We start from the raw sequence: 14,161 nt of genomic DNA on the forward strand, positions 1-14,161 counted from the left end.
GTGTTTATTTTATTTGTCTTAAAAGCATGCCCGCGTAAAATTTACCGCCACCCTTAAAGTAGGTACGGTCAATAACCGGTTTGTCTTTATCCTTTTTATCCTTGTCCTTATTATCGCCTGTTGATACCTCTTCACCTGCGTTGAAACGGTTATCCCAGATCTGTTTTTTATCTACCGTAACGGTACCTTTTTTGACGTAAGCGGTAAGCCTGGTCTTAGGATCTACGGTTTGCTCAAGCACCTCAAATTTCTCCCCGCCTTCAAGCCCTTCCTTCATACCAATTTTGGCGGTAACCGGCTCGCCCGAGTAGATTGGCGTTTTTGGTTTAAATACCTCGTACGTTTTTTGCAGTTTGGCAAAAACGTGCTCTACATTACGCACGGTAGCCAATTCTACTACCTGGTCTTCGGTGCGGGTTTCTTTTAAAGAAAAGGTTACCAAACTGCTTGATTTTTCGCTGCCGATGTACTGCATCTGGAACAGGTTGCTATTATCAAAAGCGGCAATACGTTTTTTATCTATTTTGGCACCTTTATCTATCCACATATCATTATAAAAAATAGCGGCGGTAGAGTCGTTCCATTTAAGCTTGTACAGGTAAGAGGTTGTCCAAACCGAGTAACCCTCTTTTGCTTTGTTATAAGCCATGTCAAGCAGTTTGTAGGCGGCTGGCTGGAACATGGCAGGCAAACTACCTGCTTTTAATTTAGCCACTTCACGTATTGCTGCCGCAATAGGCTCATTACTAATAAATTTAAGTTTGGTTAACACCACAAAGGTGTTGCCTATCAATTCTTCACCGGCATCAGATAGCGACGACGTGCCCCTCGCGCTGCCTTTGGCTATGTTGGCCTGCATTTCGGTAGCGTCGTAAGAGCCACGCTCGCCTACCAGTTTCATATCAAATGAACCATCTGCCTGCCTGTTAAACCATTTGGCAACAAGCTGATTAGCTACTTTTTTATCTTTAACAATTTTATCGGTCACTATCGGCATATCGCCGGCATCCTTATCAACTATACCGGCGGTAGCGCCCGATAACAAGTTTGCACCAAGTGCCGACATACCTGTCTTTTTGGTACCGGCGGTTACTTTTTCGGCATCGGTTAGCAGGTACGATGTTGGGTTTACGCCCTTAACAGCAATTTCGTGGTTGTTATATTTATCGGGAAATGGCGCCTCGTGATAGGCTTTTATCACCACATCTTTACGCGGGAAATCTTCCGACTCCAGCAGGATAAGGTGCAGCGAACTTCTGCGGTACTTTAATTCGGTCGATTGGGTAGCAGCAGCCGGTGTTTGAGCATTTGCCGCAAGGTTTAAACCCAAAAACAGGTTTAATACAAGTGCAAGTTTAATTGTAGGTTTCATGATTGGTTTGTGAGTGTACGTTAAATATCTTGTGAGCAAATTTTCAATAGTTCGGTTATTAATAACCGGTGAATTATTAAGCTTAAAAGTAGATGCAATTGGTTTTTTTGTCCCGAGTTATAACCCCGTTTATTTAGGGTGTTTTAACCCGATAGGATATTAAAAATTCAGCCAATATTTATTCATATATTATATAATAATACCCTGCTGAAATTTCAATAATTGTTTAACCTGTCTTTTTAGAAAAATACGGATTACCACTTACGCGGTTTATTTTAACATACTGATATTTTGCCCCGGGGGAAATAAGGCGAAGAACAATCGGCGTAGTAATAGTTTTATATTTAAGGTTTTAACCTTTGATAAATATAAAATCATTTAGTAGTGTGAATAATAGGTGCACAAACTAACGCATAAAAAAACCCAATAGCAGGTAGATAAATCAGCCTTCTATCGGGTGCGGTTATCACAAAATAAATTTCGTAAACCTTTTATTATTTCATATATTTTTTTTAGATAATATATTTCATACCTGTCATTAATAAATAAACCATACTTAAATCGTTTTTTATCAAAAAAATCAAATAAACTTTAAGTATCCTTAATAAGGGTCAACATCCGGCTGGATAACGCTGCCTTTGCTCAGTTTGGTGGTTTGGAACTGTGTAATTACATCCCTGATGATGGCTTTTGCCTTTACAATAGAAATGGTGTCGCGCTCGAATTTGAGCATGATAGATTTGATATAATAATTGCGGATGCGGTTGATGAGCGGAGCCTCGGGACCAATCACCCTATCGCCAAAATGCTTGCGCAGTTCATTGGCCATGTACTCGGCCTGGTTGTAAAGTATCTCGGGGTTTTTATGCTTCAGATCCATGTTGATGATACGGAAGTACGGCGGGTATTTAAAGCTTTTCCGCTCTTCCATTTCGGTAAAGTACAGGTCGTTATAATCGTTCTCTATCACCTGCTTTATTACCCGGTGATTAGGGTCATAAGTTTGAATCACTACCTTGCCCTGTTTACCCCTACGCCCTGCCCTGCCACTTACCTGCGCAAGCATTTGGTAGCTGCGCTCGTTAGCGCGGTAATCGGGATATTTAAGTAAGCTATCGGCATTAATGATACCGATAACCGTAACATCGGCAAAATCCAAACCCTTGGCAACCATTTGGGTGCCTATCAGTATATCTATCTTTTTCTCCTCCAGGTTATTCAGGATGATTTGCAGGGAGTTGCGCGACCGGGTGGTATCCAGGTCCATCCGTGCCAGGCGAACGTTTGGCATCAATACAGATAGCTCGTCCTCCACCTTTTCGGTACCAAAACCCTTATATTCTAAATGGGTAGAGCCACACGCCGGGCAAATGGTTGGGGTATTTTCTTTATAGCCGCAATAGTGGCAATGTAGCTTATGGGTATGTTTGTGGTAGGTTAGACTAACATCACAGTTAATACATTTTGGCGTGTATGCGCAAACCTTACACATCAGCACCGGCGCATATCCACGGCGGTTTTGGAACAATATCACCTGCTCCTTATTATCTAAGGCCAGTTGCATATCCTGCATCAGCACGCTACTAAAGTGCGACTGCATGGTTTTGCGTTTGGTTTCTTCAGAGATGCTTACCACCTCTATTAGCGGCAACTCCACACCGCCGTATCGCTCCATCAACTCCACCAAACCATATTTATGCACACGGGCGTTATAATAGGTCTCGAACGATGGCGTAGCCGAACCTAACAGCACCTTGCCCTTATATATATTGGCCAGGTAAATGGCGGCGTCGCGGGCGTTATAGCGTGGTGCCGGGTCGTATTGTTTGTAGGAAGTTTCGTGTTCCTCATCCACAATAATTAACCCCAGATCGTTAAACGGAAGGAATACCGATGAACGTGCGCCTAGCACAACTTTGTAATCGCCGTTTAATACTTTCTGCCAAACCTCTACCCGTTCGTTATCATTAAAACGGGAGTGGTAAACACCAATTGTACCACCAAAGTAAACCCGCAGGCGTTCTATAATGTGGGTGGTCAAGGCTATTTCTGGCAACAGGTAAAGCACCTGCCTGCCCCCGGCTACCATCTCCTCGATCAGTTTGATGTAGATCTGCGTTTTGCCTGAAGAGGTTACGCCATGCAGCAGCACTACATCTTTTTCTAAAAACTGCTCCTGCGTTTGGGCGAGAGCAATTTCTTGCGCAGGGCTTAATATAAAATTGCTTAGCTGGTCTTCATCCTCATCATACCCCAACCTGCTTACGGTTTTATCTTCGGCAATAAAAATATCTTTTTCTATTAGCGATTTAATACTGGAATCGCCGCTGCCGCTTGCCTCTATCAGTTCGCTTTTAGATATAGCCTTTTGCTGGCGCGATAATTTAATAAAGGCAAGTACCGCATCCGCCTGTTTTGGGGCGCGTTTCTCCAGAACACCAAAGAGTTCTTTCAGCGCGTCCTGGTTATGGTAGGCCGGGTTAAGGGTTAAGTAAGTACGTTTGCGGGGTTTGTACCGTTCGCTCACTTCCTCAGATATAGTGATGATGTTTTTCTCGAACAGAGTTTTTAGGATAGGCATCACTGTTTTTTGCCCCAGCAGCTTGGCAATATCGCTTATGGTTAGCTCGGGTTGGATGTCCAGCGCCTCGGTGATCAGGTACTCTTTATCGTTAAGCGTTGCTTTATCATACTCAAAATCTTTATTGAGCATAATTTTAGTTTCGCTGGCCAATTTTAATGCCGATGGCAGGGCGGCGTTCATCACCTCACCTTCGTTGCACATGTAGTATTCGCCTATCCAGTTCCAGAATTGTAGCTGACGCGGGGTAACCACGGGCTGGTCGTCCAGTATATCAATAATGTATTTGGCTTCGTACTTTTCGGGCGCGTGTTCCGTTATATTGGCTACAACCGCGGTGTATAATTTGCTTTTACCAAACTGCACCACCACCCTCTTGCCAACAACAATGGCGTTGTTAAGCTCGTAAGGTACTCGGTAAGTGTAGTTGCGGCTTATGGCCAAAGGTAAAACCACCTCCACAAAAAGGGTTTTACGATTAGCTTGTAAACCATCGGCAAATTCTAACATGGGCTATTATTTGTTTCTGAAAGCAGCGAAAGCTAAAAAGATCCATCCTATAATGAATAGCAAACCACCAATTGGGGTAATGGGGCCTAATACTGAGAGGCCCGGCATATTCAACAGATCGCGACAGGCTAATAAATATAACGAGCCCGAGAAAAATACGATACCAAAGGTAAACAGGTAATAAGCACTCACAATTACCTTGTTTTTAAAGCGGGTAAAGGTTGATAAGAACAGCAATGCAAATACATGGTAAAACTGGTATTGTACGGCGGTTTGCCAAACTTCCAGCCGCTGGGCTGATAACGAGGCTTTTAAAGCGTGGGCACCAAAAGCACCGGCAATTACGGCCAATGCACCCAGTAGCGATGCTGTAATTATTATTTGTTTGTTCATGGAAGATATAAAAGGCTAAGTTAACTAAATGAGATGAAAGGCGAAAGGTGCAGGGAAATCGCTTTTAAAATAACTACATAGTAAATTGGTGCTAAAGCGCCTTTTGTACCTTACCTACCGCCCCATAAATGCGGCGGCAATCAATATTCAGCTTTTTAAGCTGGCTTAACCATCAATCATTGCCATTGGGCTTCAGCCAACGGTTAAATTGGGAGGAGGAAAACAAGGCTTTAGTCAAAAAATATTCGTAGATTTTTTAAAAGCAATTTCCTACTGCTTGATCGCTAAATCAATATCCCGATAACTATCGGGACAATAAATAATTAATAACTCCTACCTTGCACACGCAAATACGGAATGAAACGACTGATAGTTATTACTTTAATTTTAATTGCCGCAACAGCATATATAACCGTTAAGTATTTTAAAAACTTAAACACATCGGGTATGCATACCGGCAACATTATGCGCACCATTCCTGATGGCGCAGCCCTGGTGTTTGAATTTACCAACGAGAAAAGCTTTTACGATATCTACAACGGCAATACGCTGTTGCATAACCTAATGGGCGAGGATAAAATGAACGAGCTGGATACCGTGCGCAATGTACTTTTCAACAACGCGGCACTTAGTTCATTTTTTACCGGGCGCAACGTATTTGCATCGGTACATCCATCGCAAAGCACACAGGTAGACCTGCTGCTAACGGCATCTACAGCGAAAGATATTGACCTTAACGAATTTGACAAACTGGCTAAACAGCAAAAAACAGGGATGCTGATAACGCCCCTTAAAATTGGTGAGAAACGCGGATATAATATCTACTTCAACTCGCTTAAAAAACGGTTCTATATTATTAATATATACGCTAATATCTACTCGGGGAGTTTTTCTAAAGATCTGATCACACAAACGGCAAACTATAAACCCGACAGGGATGAACACGCCTTTATGCTGCTGCCAGATCAGCAAAACTCAAACTCGCTGGCTAACCTGTATATCAATTACGAGCACCTTGGCCCGCTTTTTAATCAGCTTTTTCAAAATAGCAATACCGATATTTTTAAACCCTTCAGGCTGTTACCTGCACTGGCCGCGCTAAACCTTAATTTTAAGAATGATGCCGTGATGTTTAGCGGCTATACTAATATTGAGACCCAAAGGCCCGGCACTTACTTAAACGTATTTACCAACCAGCAACCGGTGGTAAACGAACTGAAAGAACTTTACCCATACACAACGGCATACGCCACAAATTTTGCCGTGTCTGATCCGGCAAGGTTTGCTACCGACCTATCCGATTTCCAAAATAAAGCAGGTTTACAAAAAGAGAAAGACGCGCTATTCAGCAAGATAAAAGCCGAGACAGGTATTAACCTTAATGCCGAGTTTGCAAAACTGCTGGGTAACGAGTTTGCCGTAGCAACCACCCGCTACCAAGAAAAGTTAGCTATAGTAACGGTAAAAAACGGCTCTAAACTGAGGCCATTTATGACTAACATAAGCACTATGACGGGCGACGATGTGGGGCAGTTTAACTATAACAAACTACCATTTTTTTTATTGGGCGATGCTTTTAACGCTTTCAAAAAACCATACTTCCGTATTATTGATAATTACCTGATACTGGCTAACAGCACCAAAGATCTGGAGAGTTATAACGACACCTACCTTAACCGCAAGTTTTTGAACAAAACGGAGCGATACGTAAAATTTGATAATTTATTAGCCGAAAAAAGTAACGTTGCTTTTTTTATTCACTTTAAAAACGCGCAGCAAATATTAAAGGATGGTTTAAAAGATGAGTTTTATCTTGCTTACAAAAACAATTCATTATCCATAAAGAATTTTTACGGCGCATCGTACCAATTTGCCGCAACCGACAAAAACTTCTATACCAATTTTTGTTTGTTACAAAACCAACCGGATAGTACTGTTAGTAAAAAAAGCAACTAAAACACAACCCAAAACGCCATATTTACGTTATATACCTTAATATTAGCCAAGGGTTAAACAGGCAATAAAAAAAAGCAAATACAACCCCTGGCATTGCGACTGTGTATGAAGAATATTTTACTGGCTTTTTGTTTCCTTTTTATATCACTTGCATCTTTTGGCCAGCAATTTTCGCAGTACAATACAGGTACTTTGTATGATGCGTTCGAAAACCCTTCGCAGGCATCTTTTATACCGGATAGCAGCAGGCAATTTGCCTTTAACTTTTTTATCCCCAACTTTAACAGTAATCTTTATTTAACCGGCAACGGACAGGTTCCCTTAAAAAACCGTGCCTTTACAGGTAAATACACGGGTACAGGCTTAATACTTGGCGAAGGGAAGTTTAGCAGGGCCAACATCAGCGCAAACGTTTACTCGCTAATGTTTAGATCATTCAGGAGTTTGAATGGCGACCAGGAGATTGGCTTTTCGGTACAAACAAAGGCAGATGGCCGCGGCATTTTCACCGACGAAAGCTTGCTATTGCTAAACAGCGCCGAGCGCTTTACCAACCCACCTTTTAACGACCTTTTTAACAACAGCTATACTTATCAAACATACCACCAGTTTAGTGCCACCTATCGTGAAAAGGTGAGCAAGAACTTCTCATTTGGTATTAAGCTGAGCGCTTTACTGGGAATCCAGTACCAACAATTACAAATAGACCACTCGAAAATCACTTTCGACAGGGCTAATGACGCTGCAGACTTGACCTTACAAGGTAAATATCGCATTAATTTTACCTCAGGCCAATTTGTTGCACGCGATCTTTTGCCATCCTTTAGAAACCCTGGCGCATCTATCAGCCTTGGTTCAACCATCCGCACGCGGGATAATTTCAACATTCAGTTTAACGTAAAGGACCTTGGTTTTATCCACTGGTATAGTAAGTCGACTACCAGCAACTTCAACACAACCCGTACCATTCAAAACATAAGCGGCGAGCGCAGGGAAGATAATTTATATGCCAACACATTTTCCATCATTCGTTCCGGTGATAAACAGGGCTCGTATGTTACACCCACCAATGGTAAAATTGAGTTAAGTGCCAACAAATCGTACTGGTTTAATTACGACCGCAAATTAAAATACTCGCCCACCCTGATCCTGCAAAAGGAGATATTTTACGATGGCTACACCGCCGCTTTAGTTAACCCTTTCCAGTATAATAACCTGGTGGGTACCTTAACTACATCGGTTAATAACTATGGTTTGTTTAATGCGGGCTTGCAGTTTATGGTAAAAACGCCTAATGTAGAGTTTTATATAGGTAGCGATAGGGTGATAGAAACCGCCAATTTATTCCGGGCGGGGGTTGGCAAAAGCGATTCACAGATCAATAAAAGTTCGGCGTTTACCGGTGCCGATTTCTTTTTGGGCTTCTCGCTTAAATTTGGCAATGTGATAGAACACCCAACAAATGCCAACTTTATCCCGATGGGCGAAAAACCCGGGCTATTTAAACGCATGTGGAACAGTGTATTCCACCGTAACGACAATGACGGAACCTAAGCCCCGGCTTTTTTACCGGCAATAAAATCTTTCAGATAATAAGGCTCAAAGTAAGCCACATCCACAAAATTGGCAAGGTTAAATTTGGCTAAAGCAATTTGGGTAAGATGCTTTGCCGAGTTTGCAAAATTTGGCAGGAACCGTGCGTTAGGGTTATCGCCCAAAGCCTCTTTACACTTATCGGCACCATCGCCAAAAAACAATACTTTATTTTCTGACAAAACATTTGCAAAGCTGTTCGCATCAATGATCTCGGCAGCGGTCGATTTTACAATTCTTCCCGCTTGATTAAATATAGCGGTATAAACTTCCATACGGCGGGCATCAATCATAGGGCATAACAGCACATCGCTTTCAATAGCATTATCTGCTACTACTCCCGTGGCCATAGCAGCCAAAGTTTCTACCGATATCAACGGCTTATCTAATGCAAAGCACAGGCCTTTAGCGGTAGATACACCAATACGCAAGCCTGTATAAGAACCCGGGCCACAGCTTACGGCAATAGCATCCAGGTTGGCGTAAGCAACGTTGCTTTGCGCCAGTATCTCATTAATATAAACCGTAATAACCTCTGCGTGGATGTTACGCTGGTCTATCTCCTTAAAAGTCAATACCTGCCCCCGGTTGGCCAAAGCTACCGAGCATGATGTTGTCGCTGTTTCTATCTGTAATATCATTTTGTAAATTCAAAATTAAAAAGTCAAAATTAAAAAAAGCAGCAAATCATAATTTTCGACTTATTACTTTTGAATTTTAACTTATTAATCAGGTACCGGGTCGTGCCCGTGGCCACCCCATGGGTTGCAGCTGGCTATACGTTTTAGGGTTAACCATCCGCCTTTAAACGGCCCATGCTTTTTAATTGCTTGGATACCGTATTGCGAACATGTAGGTGTATACCGGCAGGCATTAGGCAAAATGGGCGATATAAGATATTGGTAGATTTTGATCAGCAATAAAAATAAGCCGCCTATGATGCGCTTATTGATATTCCACAAAAATTTCATTTAATAGCCTCCCCTGCAAGCTGATTCAATAGCTTGATCATTTTTTTCTCAAAAAGATCGTATGGGGAAATTTCTTTACCAATATAGCTGATGGAAAGCACAAGCTTTTTACCGGCATCGTCTAACACATCGTAAAGCAGAGATTGTTTGCTGAGGCGATAAGCCTCGCGCATGCGGCGTTTAACCAGGTTACGGTCTACTGCGCGTTTATAACGCTTCTTGGCTACAGAAAACACTATCTGCACAGGGAACAGCTGCTCACCATCGGTAAGCCCCCATGAAGCTCTGAAAGGATAACATAAAAAAGAAGAACCGTTATGAAAAAGCCCGTCAATAAGCTTTTTATTACATAACCGTTCTTCTTTTTTAAAAGTATACATAGTTGCTGATGCTGAACCGAAAATATGTTTACACAAGCGGGTCAGTCCCTTTTACAAGGAGTAAACAACAAAATTATGCTTTGTGGCTGCGCTCGTCAGAAACAGATAATTTTTTTCTGCCTTTTGCTCTTCTTGCTGCCAATATCCTTCTGCCGTTAGCAGTTGACATACGCTCACGGAAACCGTGTTTATTTCTTCTTTTCCTTTGTGAGGGCTGAAACGTTCTTTTCATGATATATTATTCTATTATTCTTATCGTCCTTTTTAAAAACAAGAGTGCAAATGTAGCCTTTTTTTTAGTTTTTTCAAATAGTAATGTTGTATTTTGATTCTCGATATTTATCAACTTATTAACATGCCTAACTACGCTATGAAATTTACAGCCGCTCTACTCCTGCTATTTATCCCAGCAATTGCCTTTTGCCAGGACCCTATGGCGCAAAATTACAAAATATATAATACAGCTAAACAGCGCTTAGCAACCGCCGACGAAATCATTACCGACCTCGACAAAGCCGACGTACTATTCTTTGGTGAAGAGCACAATGACTCTACAGGGCATTATCTCGAAAGCCTGCTTTTTAAAAAAATAGCTGATAAATATCCCGGCAAGGCAGCTTTATCTATGGAAATGTTCCAAACGGATTGCCAAACGGTGCTTAACGAATACCTGGCAGACCTGATCCGCGAGAAAAATTTAATTACCGAAGGCCGTGCCTGGCAAAACTATAAAGATTATCGCCCAATGATAGAAACGGCCAAAGCGGGCCATATCCCTGTGGTTGCGGCCAACGCCCCCACCCGCTACACCAATATGGTTACCCGCGGCGGTTTAAGCAGTTTAGATAAGCTTAGTGCCACAGCTAAGGGTTGGTTAGCCCCTTTACCTATCGATACCGCTACAGGCCCTTATTATGAAAAATTTGCAAACATTATGGGCGGACATAGCGCTATGGGCAATTTAAAGATCTACCAATCGCAAAACGTTTGGGATGCCACCATGGGCTGGAACATCGCCCAGTTCCTGAAAGCACACAATGGGTATAAAGTATTCCAAGTGAATGGCGGTTTCCATAGCGAGGAAAAACTGGGCACGGCAGCACAGTTAAAAAAGTATTTGCCTAAAGTTAAAATATTAAATATACAAGCTTATGCCGATGACAGCTTTGATAACCCCGACTGGACGAAGTTCGCCAAATTAGGTGACTTTATTATACTTACCGATCCAAAACTTCCGAAGAGTTTTTAACTATCCGGCTATAGATTTGATTATGCTATCAACAATTTTTTTTTTAATTCGGATATCTGCTACTTTGCAATTGTACGTTACATGAATAACATACTTGTCAATTTTTGATAGCCAGTGTTGCCAATGGACGCCACTCTAATCTGTGAGTTCTGTAAACGCTTGTTTATCAATTAATTTAACGTTAATTGTTTTAAACTTATCTTCTAATAAATCAAATAACATTTCCACAAGATCAACTTCTTGATCGAGAGTTACAGTATATAAAGTTATTTGCAAAGCACCAATGCCATTTTTTTCTGAAAAAAAAAATTATTGTGCCGTCATCAACCATTTTCCAATTATTCGGAATTGAAACAGTTATAACATCATTCAGTCCAATTGCCTTCATAATAAATAATAAATTTATGGCTGTAGGATCATTAAAAAGTTGATTTGTGGCTGATTTTTTTCAATCATTTATTCAAAACTCACCAGCGTGGCTAAATGCTTGGGGGCTATTTCACAGTAGGCTGCTTTCAAGATTTCGGTAAGCATTTCTTCTTTTACGGTATCAAGGCTGATATGCGTCCACCCTTGTTTGCCCCATTTGTTGGGTACGGGGTATATAACACCACTATCAAACGTGCAGAAGATATCCTGCTCTGCAGAGGATAGCTTTACAGTCGCCCTACTATGCCCGGGTACCGCCGTTGCAAAGATCTTTTTGTATACACGGAAGGAAGTTTTCTCGAAGTGCGGGTCTTCGGTAACCTCAGGTAACGAAAGGGCTATCTGGCGCAGTTTTTCTACAACGTTCATAAGCTCTTTCGCTACCTTAAGTCTATTTTTTATGCTTTCTTAGCTAAAATATCCCTAATCTCTCCAAGTAAAACTTCTTCTTTAGATGGTACAGGTTCTACCGTTGGTGCAACTTCTTCTTTTTTCTTGAACCTGTTTATGGCCGTTATAATAATGAACATCGAAAGGGCTATGATAATAAAAGAGATAACCTGAGACAAAAAATTACCGTACTTTATAGCCGTACCCGGTATTACCAGCTGGCTTAAATTAGATAAGTTGGCTGCTTTTAAGGCAGGTGTTAATACCGCGGGGGTAATAATATCCTCTACCAACGATTTAACAATCGCGCTAAATGCCGCACCTATTACTACCGCTACAGCCAAATCCAATACGTTACCTTTTACGGCAAATTCCTTAAACTCTTTTACAAATCCCATAATTTTTAGTTGTTGTGTAATTAAAGTTAGCAAAAAAACTAATGTACGTCCAAACAAAATTCCCGCAAATGCATTTTTAGAACGTAAATACGCCCGTTACAAGTAATTTTTAAACTTTAAGGTAATTGGTGTATTTTTGTGCTCGTATATCCACTATGCTTAAACAAAATCTTCAACAGAAGCTCTTACAAAAACTCTCGCCGCAGCAAATACAATTTATAAAATTGTTGCAGGTGCCTACCGTGTCTTTAGATACCCGTATTAAAGAAGAACTGGAAGAGAACCCTGCCCTTGAAGACCTTAGTTTAACCATTAGCGAACCCGAAGAACAATACCCTGACCGCGACCCTGACGAAGAAACCTACAACGGCGAAGAGGACCAGGGCCCGATGGATGAGTTTAATATAGACGATTACCTGCAAGACGATAACGTAAACGATTACGGCAGCCGATACGATCAAAATGGTGATGATGAGGATGAGCGTAAAGAGATCCCTATTGCCGTGCAAAGTTCCTTTTTTGAGAGCCTGCAGGCACAGCTTGATCTACTGCCCGTATCTGATAAAGACTTTAGCATAGGCAAGCAAATTATAGGCAGTTTGGATGACGACGGTTACCTGCGCAGGCCGATTATGTCGTTAACCGACGACCTGGCTTTTTCGCAGAACGTTATTGCCGAGGATGAAGAAGTGGAGGACATGCTTAAAGTGATCCAAAGTTTTGACCCCGCCGGTGTTGGTGCGCGCAGTTTGCAGGAATGCCTGCTGATCCAACTCCGGAAAAAAGACCCTAACGACCCTATCATCCGCAAAGCGATGCTGGTGGTTGAGAACTACCTGGACGAGTTTACCCGCAAGCATTACGATAAACTGGAGAAATCATTAAACATGAACTCTATTGAGCTGCGTGGTGTGGTGAACGAGATACTAAAGCTTAACCCAAAACCGGGCGATAGTAATGAGGTAAGCACCAAGCAAATGCAGGTGATACCCGATTTTCATATCAAGAACAATGATGGTGCCCTGATCCTGACCCTAAACTCTAAGAACGCGCCCGAACTGAAGGTGAGCCGCTCTTACCAGGAGATGTTTCAGCATTACGACAAGGCATCGCAAAAAGATAAAAAACTGAAAGAGGCTGTACAGTTTGTAAAGCAAAAGCTCGATTCGGCAAAGTGGTTTATAGATGCTATTAAGCAGCGCCAGCAAACCCTGCTGAAAACCATGAACGCCATTATGCAGTACCAGTACGATTTCTTTTTGACCGGTGATGACAAGAACCTGAAACCGATGATCCTGAAAGATATTGCCGACCGTATTGGCATGGATATATCTACCGTATCGCGCGTGGCTAACTCTAAATACGTACAAACCGAGTTTGGCACGTTCCTGCTAAAATCGTTCTTCAGCGAGGCCATCCAAACCGAAAGCGGTGAAGAAGTATCAAACAAAGAGGTTAAGAAGATATTGGAAGAGCACATAGGCAGGGAAGACAAACGCCACCCGCTGGCCGATGAAAAACTGACCGACATACTAAAAGAAGCCGGCTACAACATTGCCCGCCGCACCGTTGCCAAATACCGCGAACAAATGAACATCCCGGTAGCAAGATTGAGGAAAGAACTGTAGATTAGTTCATGGTTGAAAGTTCATGATTCATAGTAGTTGCCTCACTTAATATAACAGTATATGGTTTTTGGTAACTGCCATATTTAAGGGAATTTCTTAAAACAGTTATCATTTTTACCAAACTTTCGTAATCTGTATAAAGCTTTCCAAAATCATCAGCAGAGATGTGTCCTCTTTTTTTAATAATGAACAAGCAACTTACAACCTCAATCGCTGATCTTAAGGAGTATCCAATAAATACTTTAAATACCGCTTTACTTTTCCCTGTACACTTCGGCAATATTTAATACCACAGAAACTGCAGCCCTTTT

General features: G+C 41.7%; 13 protein-coding genes and 1 pseudogene. 4 read left to right on the plus strand and 10 right to left on the minus strand.

Annotated elements, in window-relative coordinates:
* Positions 1 to 4 precede the first annotated feature (4 nt).
* The 3 genes from NAF17_RS07730 to NAF17_RS07740 all read right to left on the minus strand — a co-directional run bounded on the left by NAF17_RS07730 (position 5) and on the right by NAF17_RS07740 (position 4,856).
* Positions 5 to 1,372 carry a hypothetical protein gene (locus NAF17_RS07730; protein ID WP_252757407.1) on the minus strand — a complete coding sequence of 456 codons (1,368 nt, stop codon included), beginning with the start codon at positions 1,370 to 1,372 and terminating at the stop codon, positions 5 to 7.
* A gap of 601 nt (positions 1,373 to 1,973) precedes the next feature.
* A complete protein-coding gene (gene priA, locus NAF17_RS07735; RefSeq protein WP_252757408.1) occupies positions 1,974 to 4,463 on the minus strand; it encodes a replication restart helicase PriA in 2,490 nt (829 codons plus the stop codon).
* Positions 4,464 to 4,469: 6 nt separating this feature from the next.
* A complete protein-coding gene (locus tag NAF17_RS07740) occupies positions 4,470 to 4,856 on the minus strand; it encodes a DUF423 domain-containing protein (RefSeq protein WP_252757409.1) in 387 nt (128 codons plus the stop codon).
* A 357-nt stretch (positions 4,857 to 5,213) separates the two neighbouring features.
* On the opposite strand from NAF17_RS07740, the gene NAF17_RS07745 reads away from it, so the two are divergent.
* Positions 5,214 to 6,812: a hypothetical protein gene (locus tag NAF17_RS07745; RefSeq protein WP_252757410.1), complete on the plus strand. Its 1,599-nt coding sequence runs from the start codon at positions 5,214 to 5,216 to the stop codon at positions 6,810 to 6,812.
* 105 nt (positions 6,813 to 6,917) lie between these two features.
* Entirely contained in the window at positions 6,918 to 8,366 is a 1,449-nt protein-coding gene (locus NAF17_RS07750; RefSeq protein WP_252757411.1) for a DUF5723 family protein, read from the plus strand.
* On the opposite strand, the gene tsaB is transcribed toward NAF17_RS07750, so the two are convergent.
* The 4 genes from tsaB to rpmH all read right to left on the minus strand — a co-directional run bounded on the left by tsaB (position 8,363) and on the right by rpmH (position 9,988).
* Positions 8,363 to 9,046: a tRNA (adenosine(37)-N6)-threonylcarbamoyltransferase complex dimerization subunit type 1 TsaB gene (tsaB, locus tag NAF17_RS07755; RefSeq protein ID WP_252757412.1), complete on the minus strand. Its 684-nt coding sequence runs from the start codon at positions 9,044 to 9,046 to the stop codon at positions 8,363 to 8,365. The genes NAF17_RS07750 and tsaB overlap by 4 nt on opposite strands.
* Before the next feature lie 84 nt (positions 9,047 to 9,130).
* Positions 9,131 to 9,376 (minus strand): membrane protein insertion efficiency factor YidD, encoded by a 246-nt coding sequence (yidD, locus tag NAF17_RS07760; RefSeq protein WP_252757413.1) that lies wholly within the window; start codon positions 9,374 to 9,376, stop codon positions 9,131 to 9,133.
* Positions 9,373 to 9,756: a ribonuclease P protein component gene (locus NAF17_RS07765; protein ID WP_252757414.1), complete on the minus strand. Its 384-nt coding sequence runs from the start codon at positions 9,754 to 9,756 to the stop codon at positions 9,373 to 9,375. Before NAF17_RS07765 ends, yidD begins: the two co-directional genes overlap by 4 nt.
* Positions 9,757 to 9,829: 73 nt before the next feature.
* Positions 9,830 to 9,988 (minus strand): 50S ribosomal protein L34, encoded by a 159-nt coding sequence (rpmH, locus tag NAF17_RS07770; RefSeq protein ID WP_252757415.1) that lies wholly within the window; start codon positions 9,986 to 9,988, stop codon positions 9,830 to 9,832.
* Between the two features lie 123 nt (positions 9,989 to 10,111).
* Between rpmH and NAF17_RS07775 the strand changes: the two genes are divergently transcribed.
* Positions 10,112 to 11,005, plus strand: coding sequence for a ChaN family lipoprotein (locus NAF17_RS07775; protein WP_252757416.1), 894 nt, complete (start codon positions 10,112 to 10,114; stop codon positions 11,003 to 11,005).
* Between the two features lie 456 nt (positions 11,006 to 11,461).
* On the opposite strand, the gene NAF17_RS07780 is transcribed toward NAF17_RS07775, so the two are convergent.
* Together NAF17_RS07780 and mscL are read right to left on the minus strand one after the other, a co-directional pair.
* The gene (locus NAF17_RS07780) at positions 11,462 to 11,803 is read right to left on the minus strand and encodes an MmcQ/YjbR family DNA-binding protein (RefSeq protein ID WP_252757417.1); all 342 of its coding nucleotides are present in this window, start codon (positions 11,801 to 11,803) and stop codon (positions 11,462 to 11,464) included.
* Positions 11,804 to 11,832: 29 nt separating this feature from the next.
* Positions 11,833 to 12,222: a large conductance mechanosensitive channel protein MscL gene (mscL, locus tag NAF17_RS07785; RefSeq protein ID WP_252757418.1), complete on the minus strand. Its 390-nt coding sequence runs from the start codon at positions 12,220 to 12,222 to the stop codon at positions 11,833 to 11,835.
* A 155-nt stretch (positions 12,223 to 12,377) separates the two neighbouring features.
* On the opposite strand from mscL, the gene rpoN reads away from it, so the two are divergent.
* Entirely contained in the window at positions 12,378 to 13,850 is a 1,473-nt protein-coding gene (gene rpoN / locus NAF17_RS07790; RefSeq protein ID WP_252757419.1) for an RNA polymerase factor sigma-54, read from the plus strand.
* Between the two features lies 1 nt (position 13,851).
* On the opposite strand, the pseudogene NAF17_RS07795 reads toward rpoN, so the two are convergent.
* Positions 13,852 to 14,143: pseudogene (locus NAF17_RS07795) on the minus strand (four helix bundle protein).
* Positions 14,144 to 14,161 lie beyond the last annotated feature (18 nt).

It is taken from the genome of Mucilaginibacter aurantiaciroseus (assembly GCF_024055595.1).
GTDB classification, from domain to species: domain Bacteria; phylum Bacteroidota; class Bacteroidia; order Sphingobacteriales; family Sphingobacteriaceae; genus Mucilaginibacter; species Mucilaginibacter aurantiaciroseus.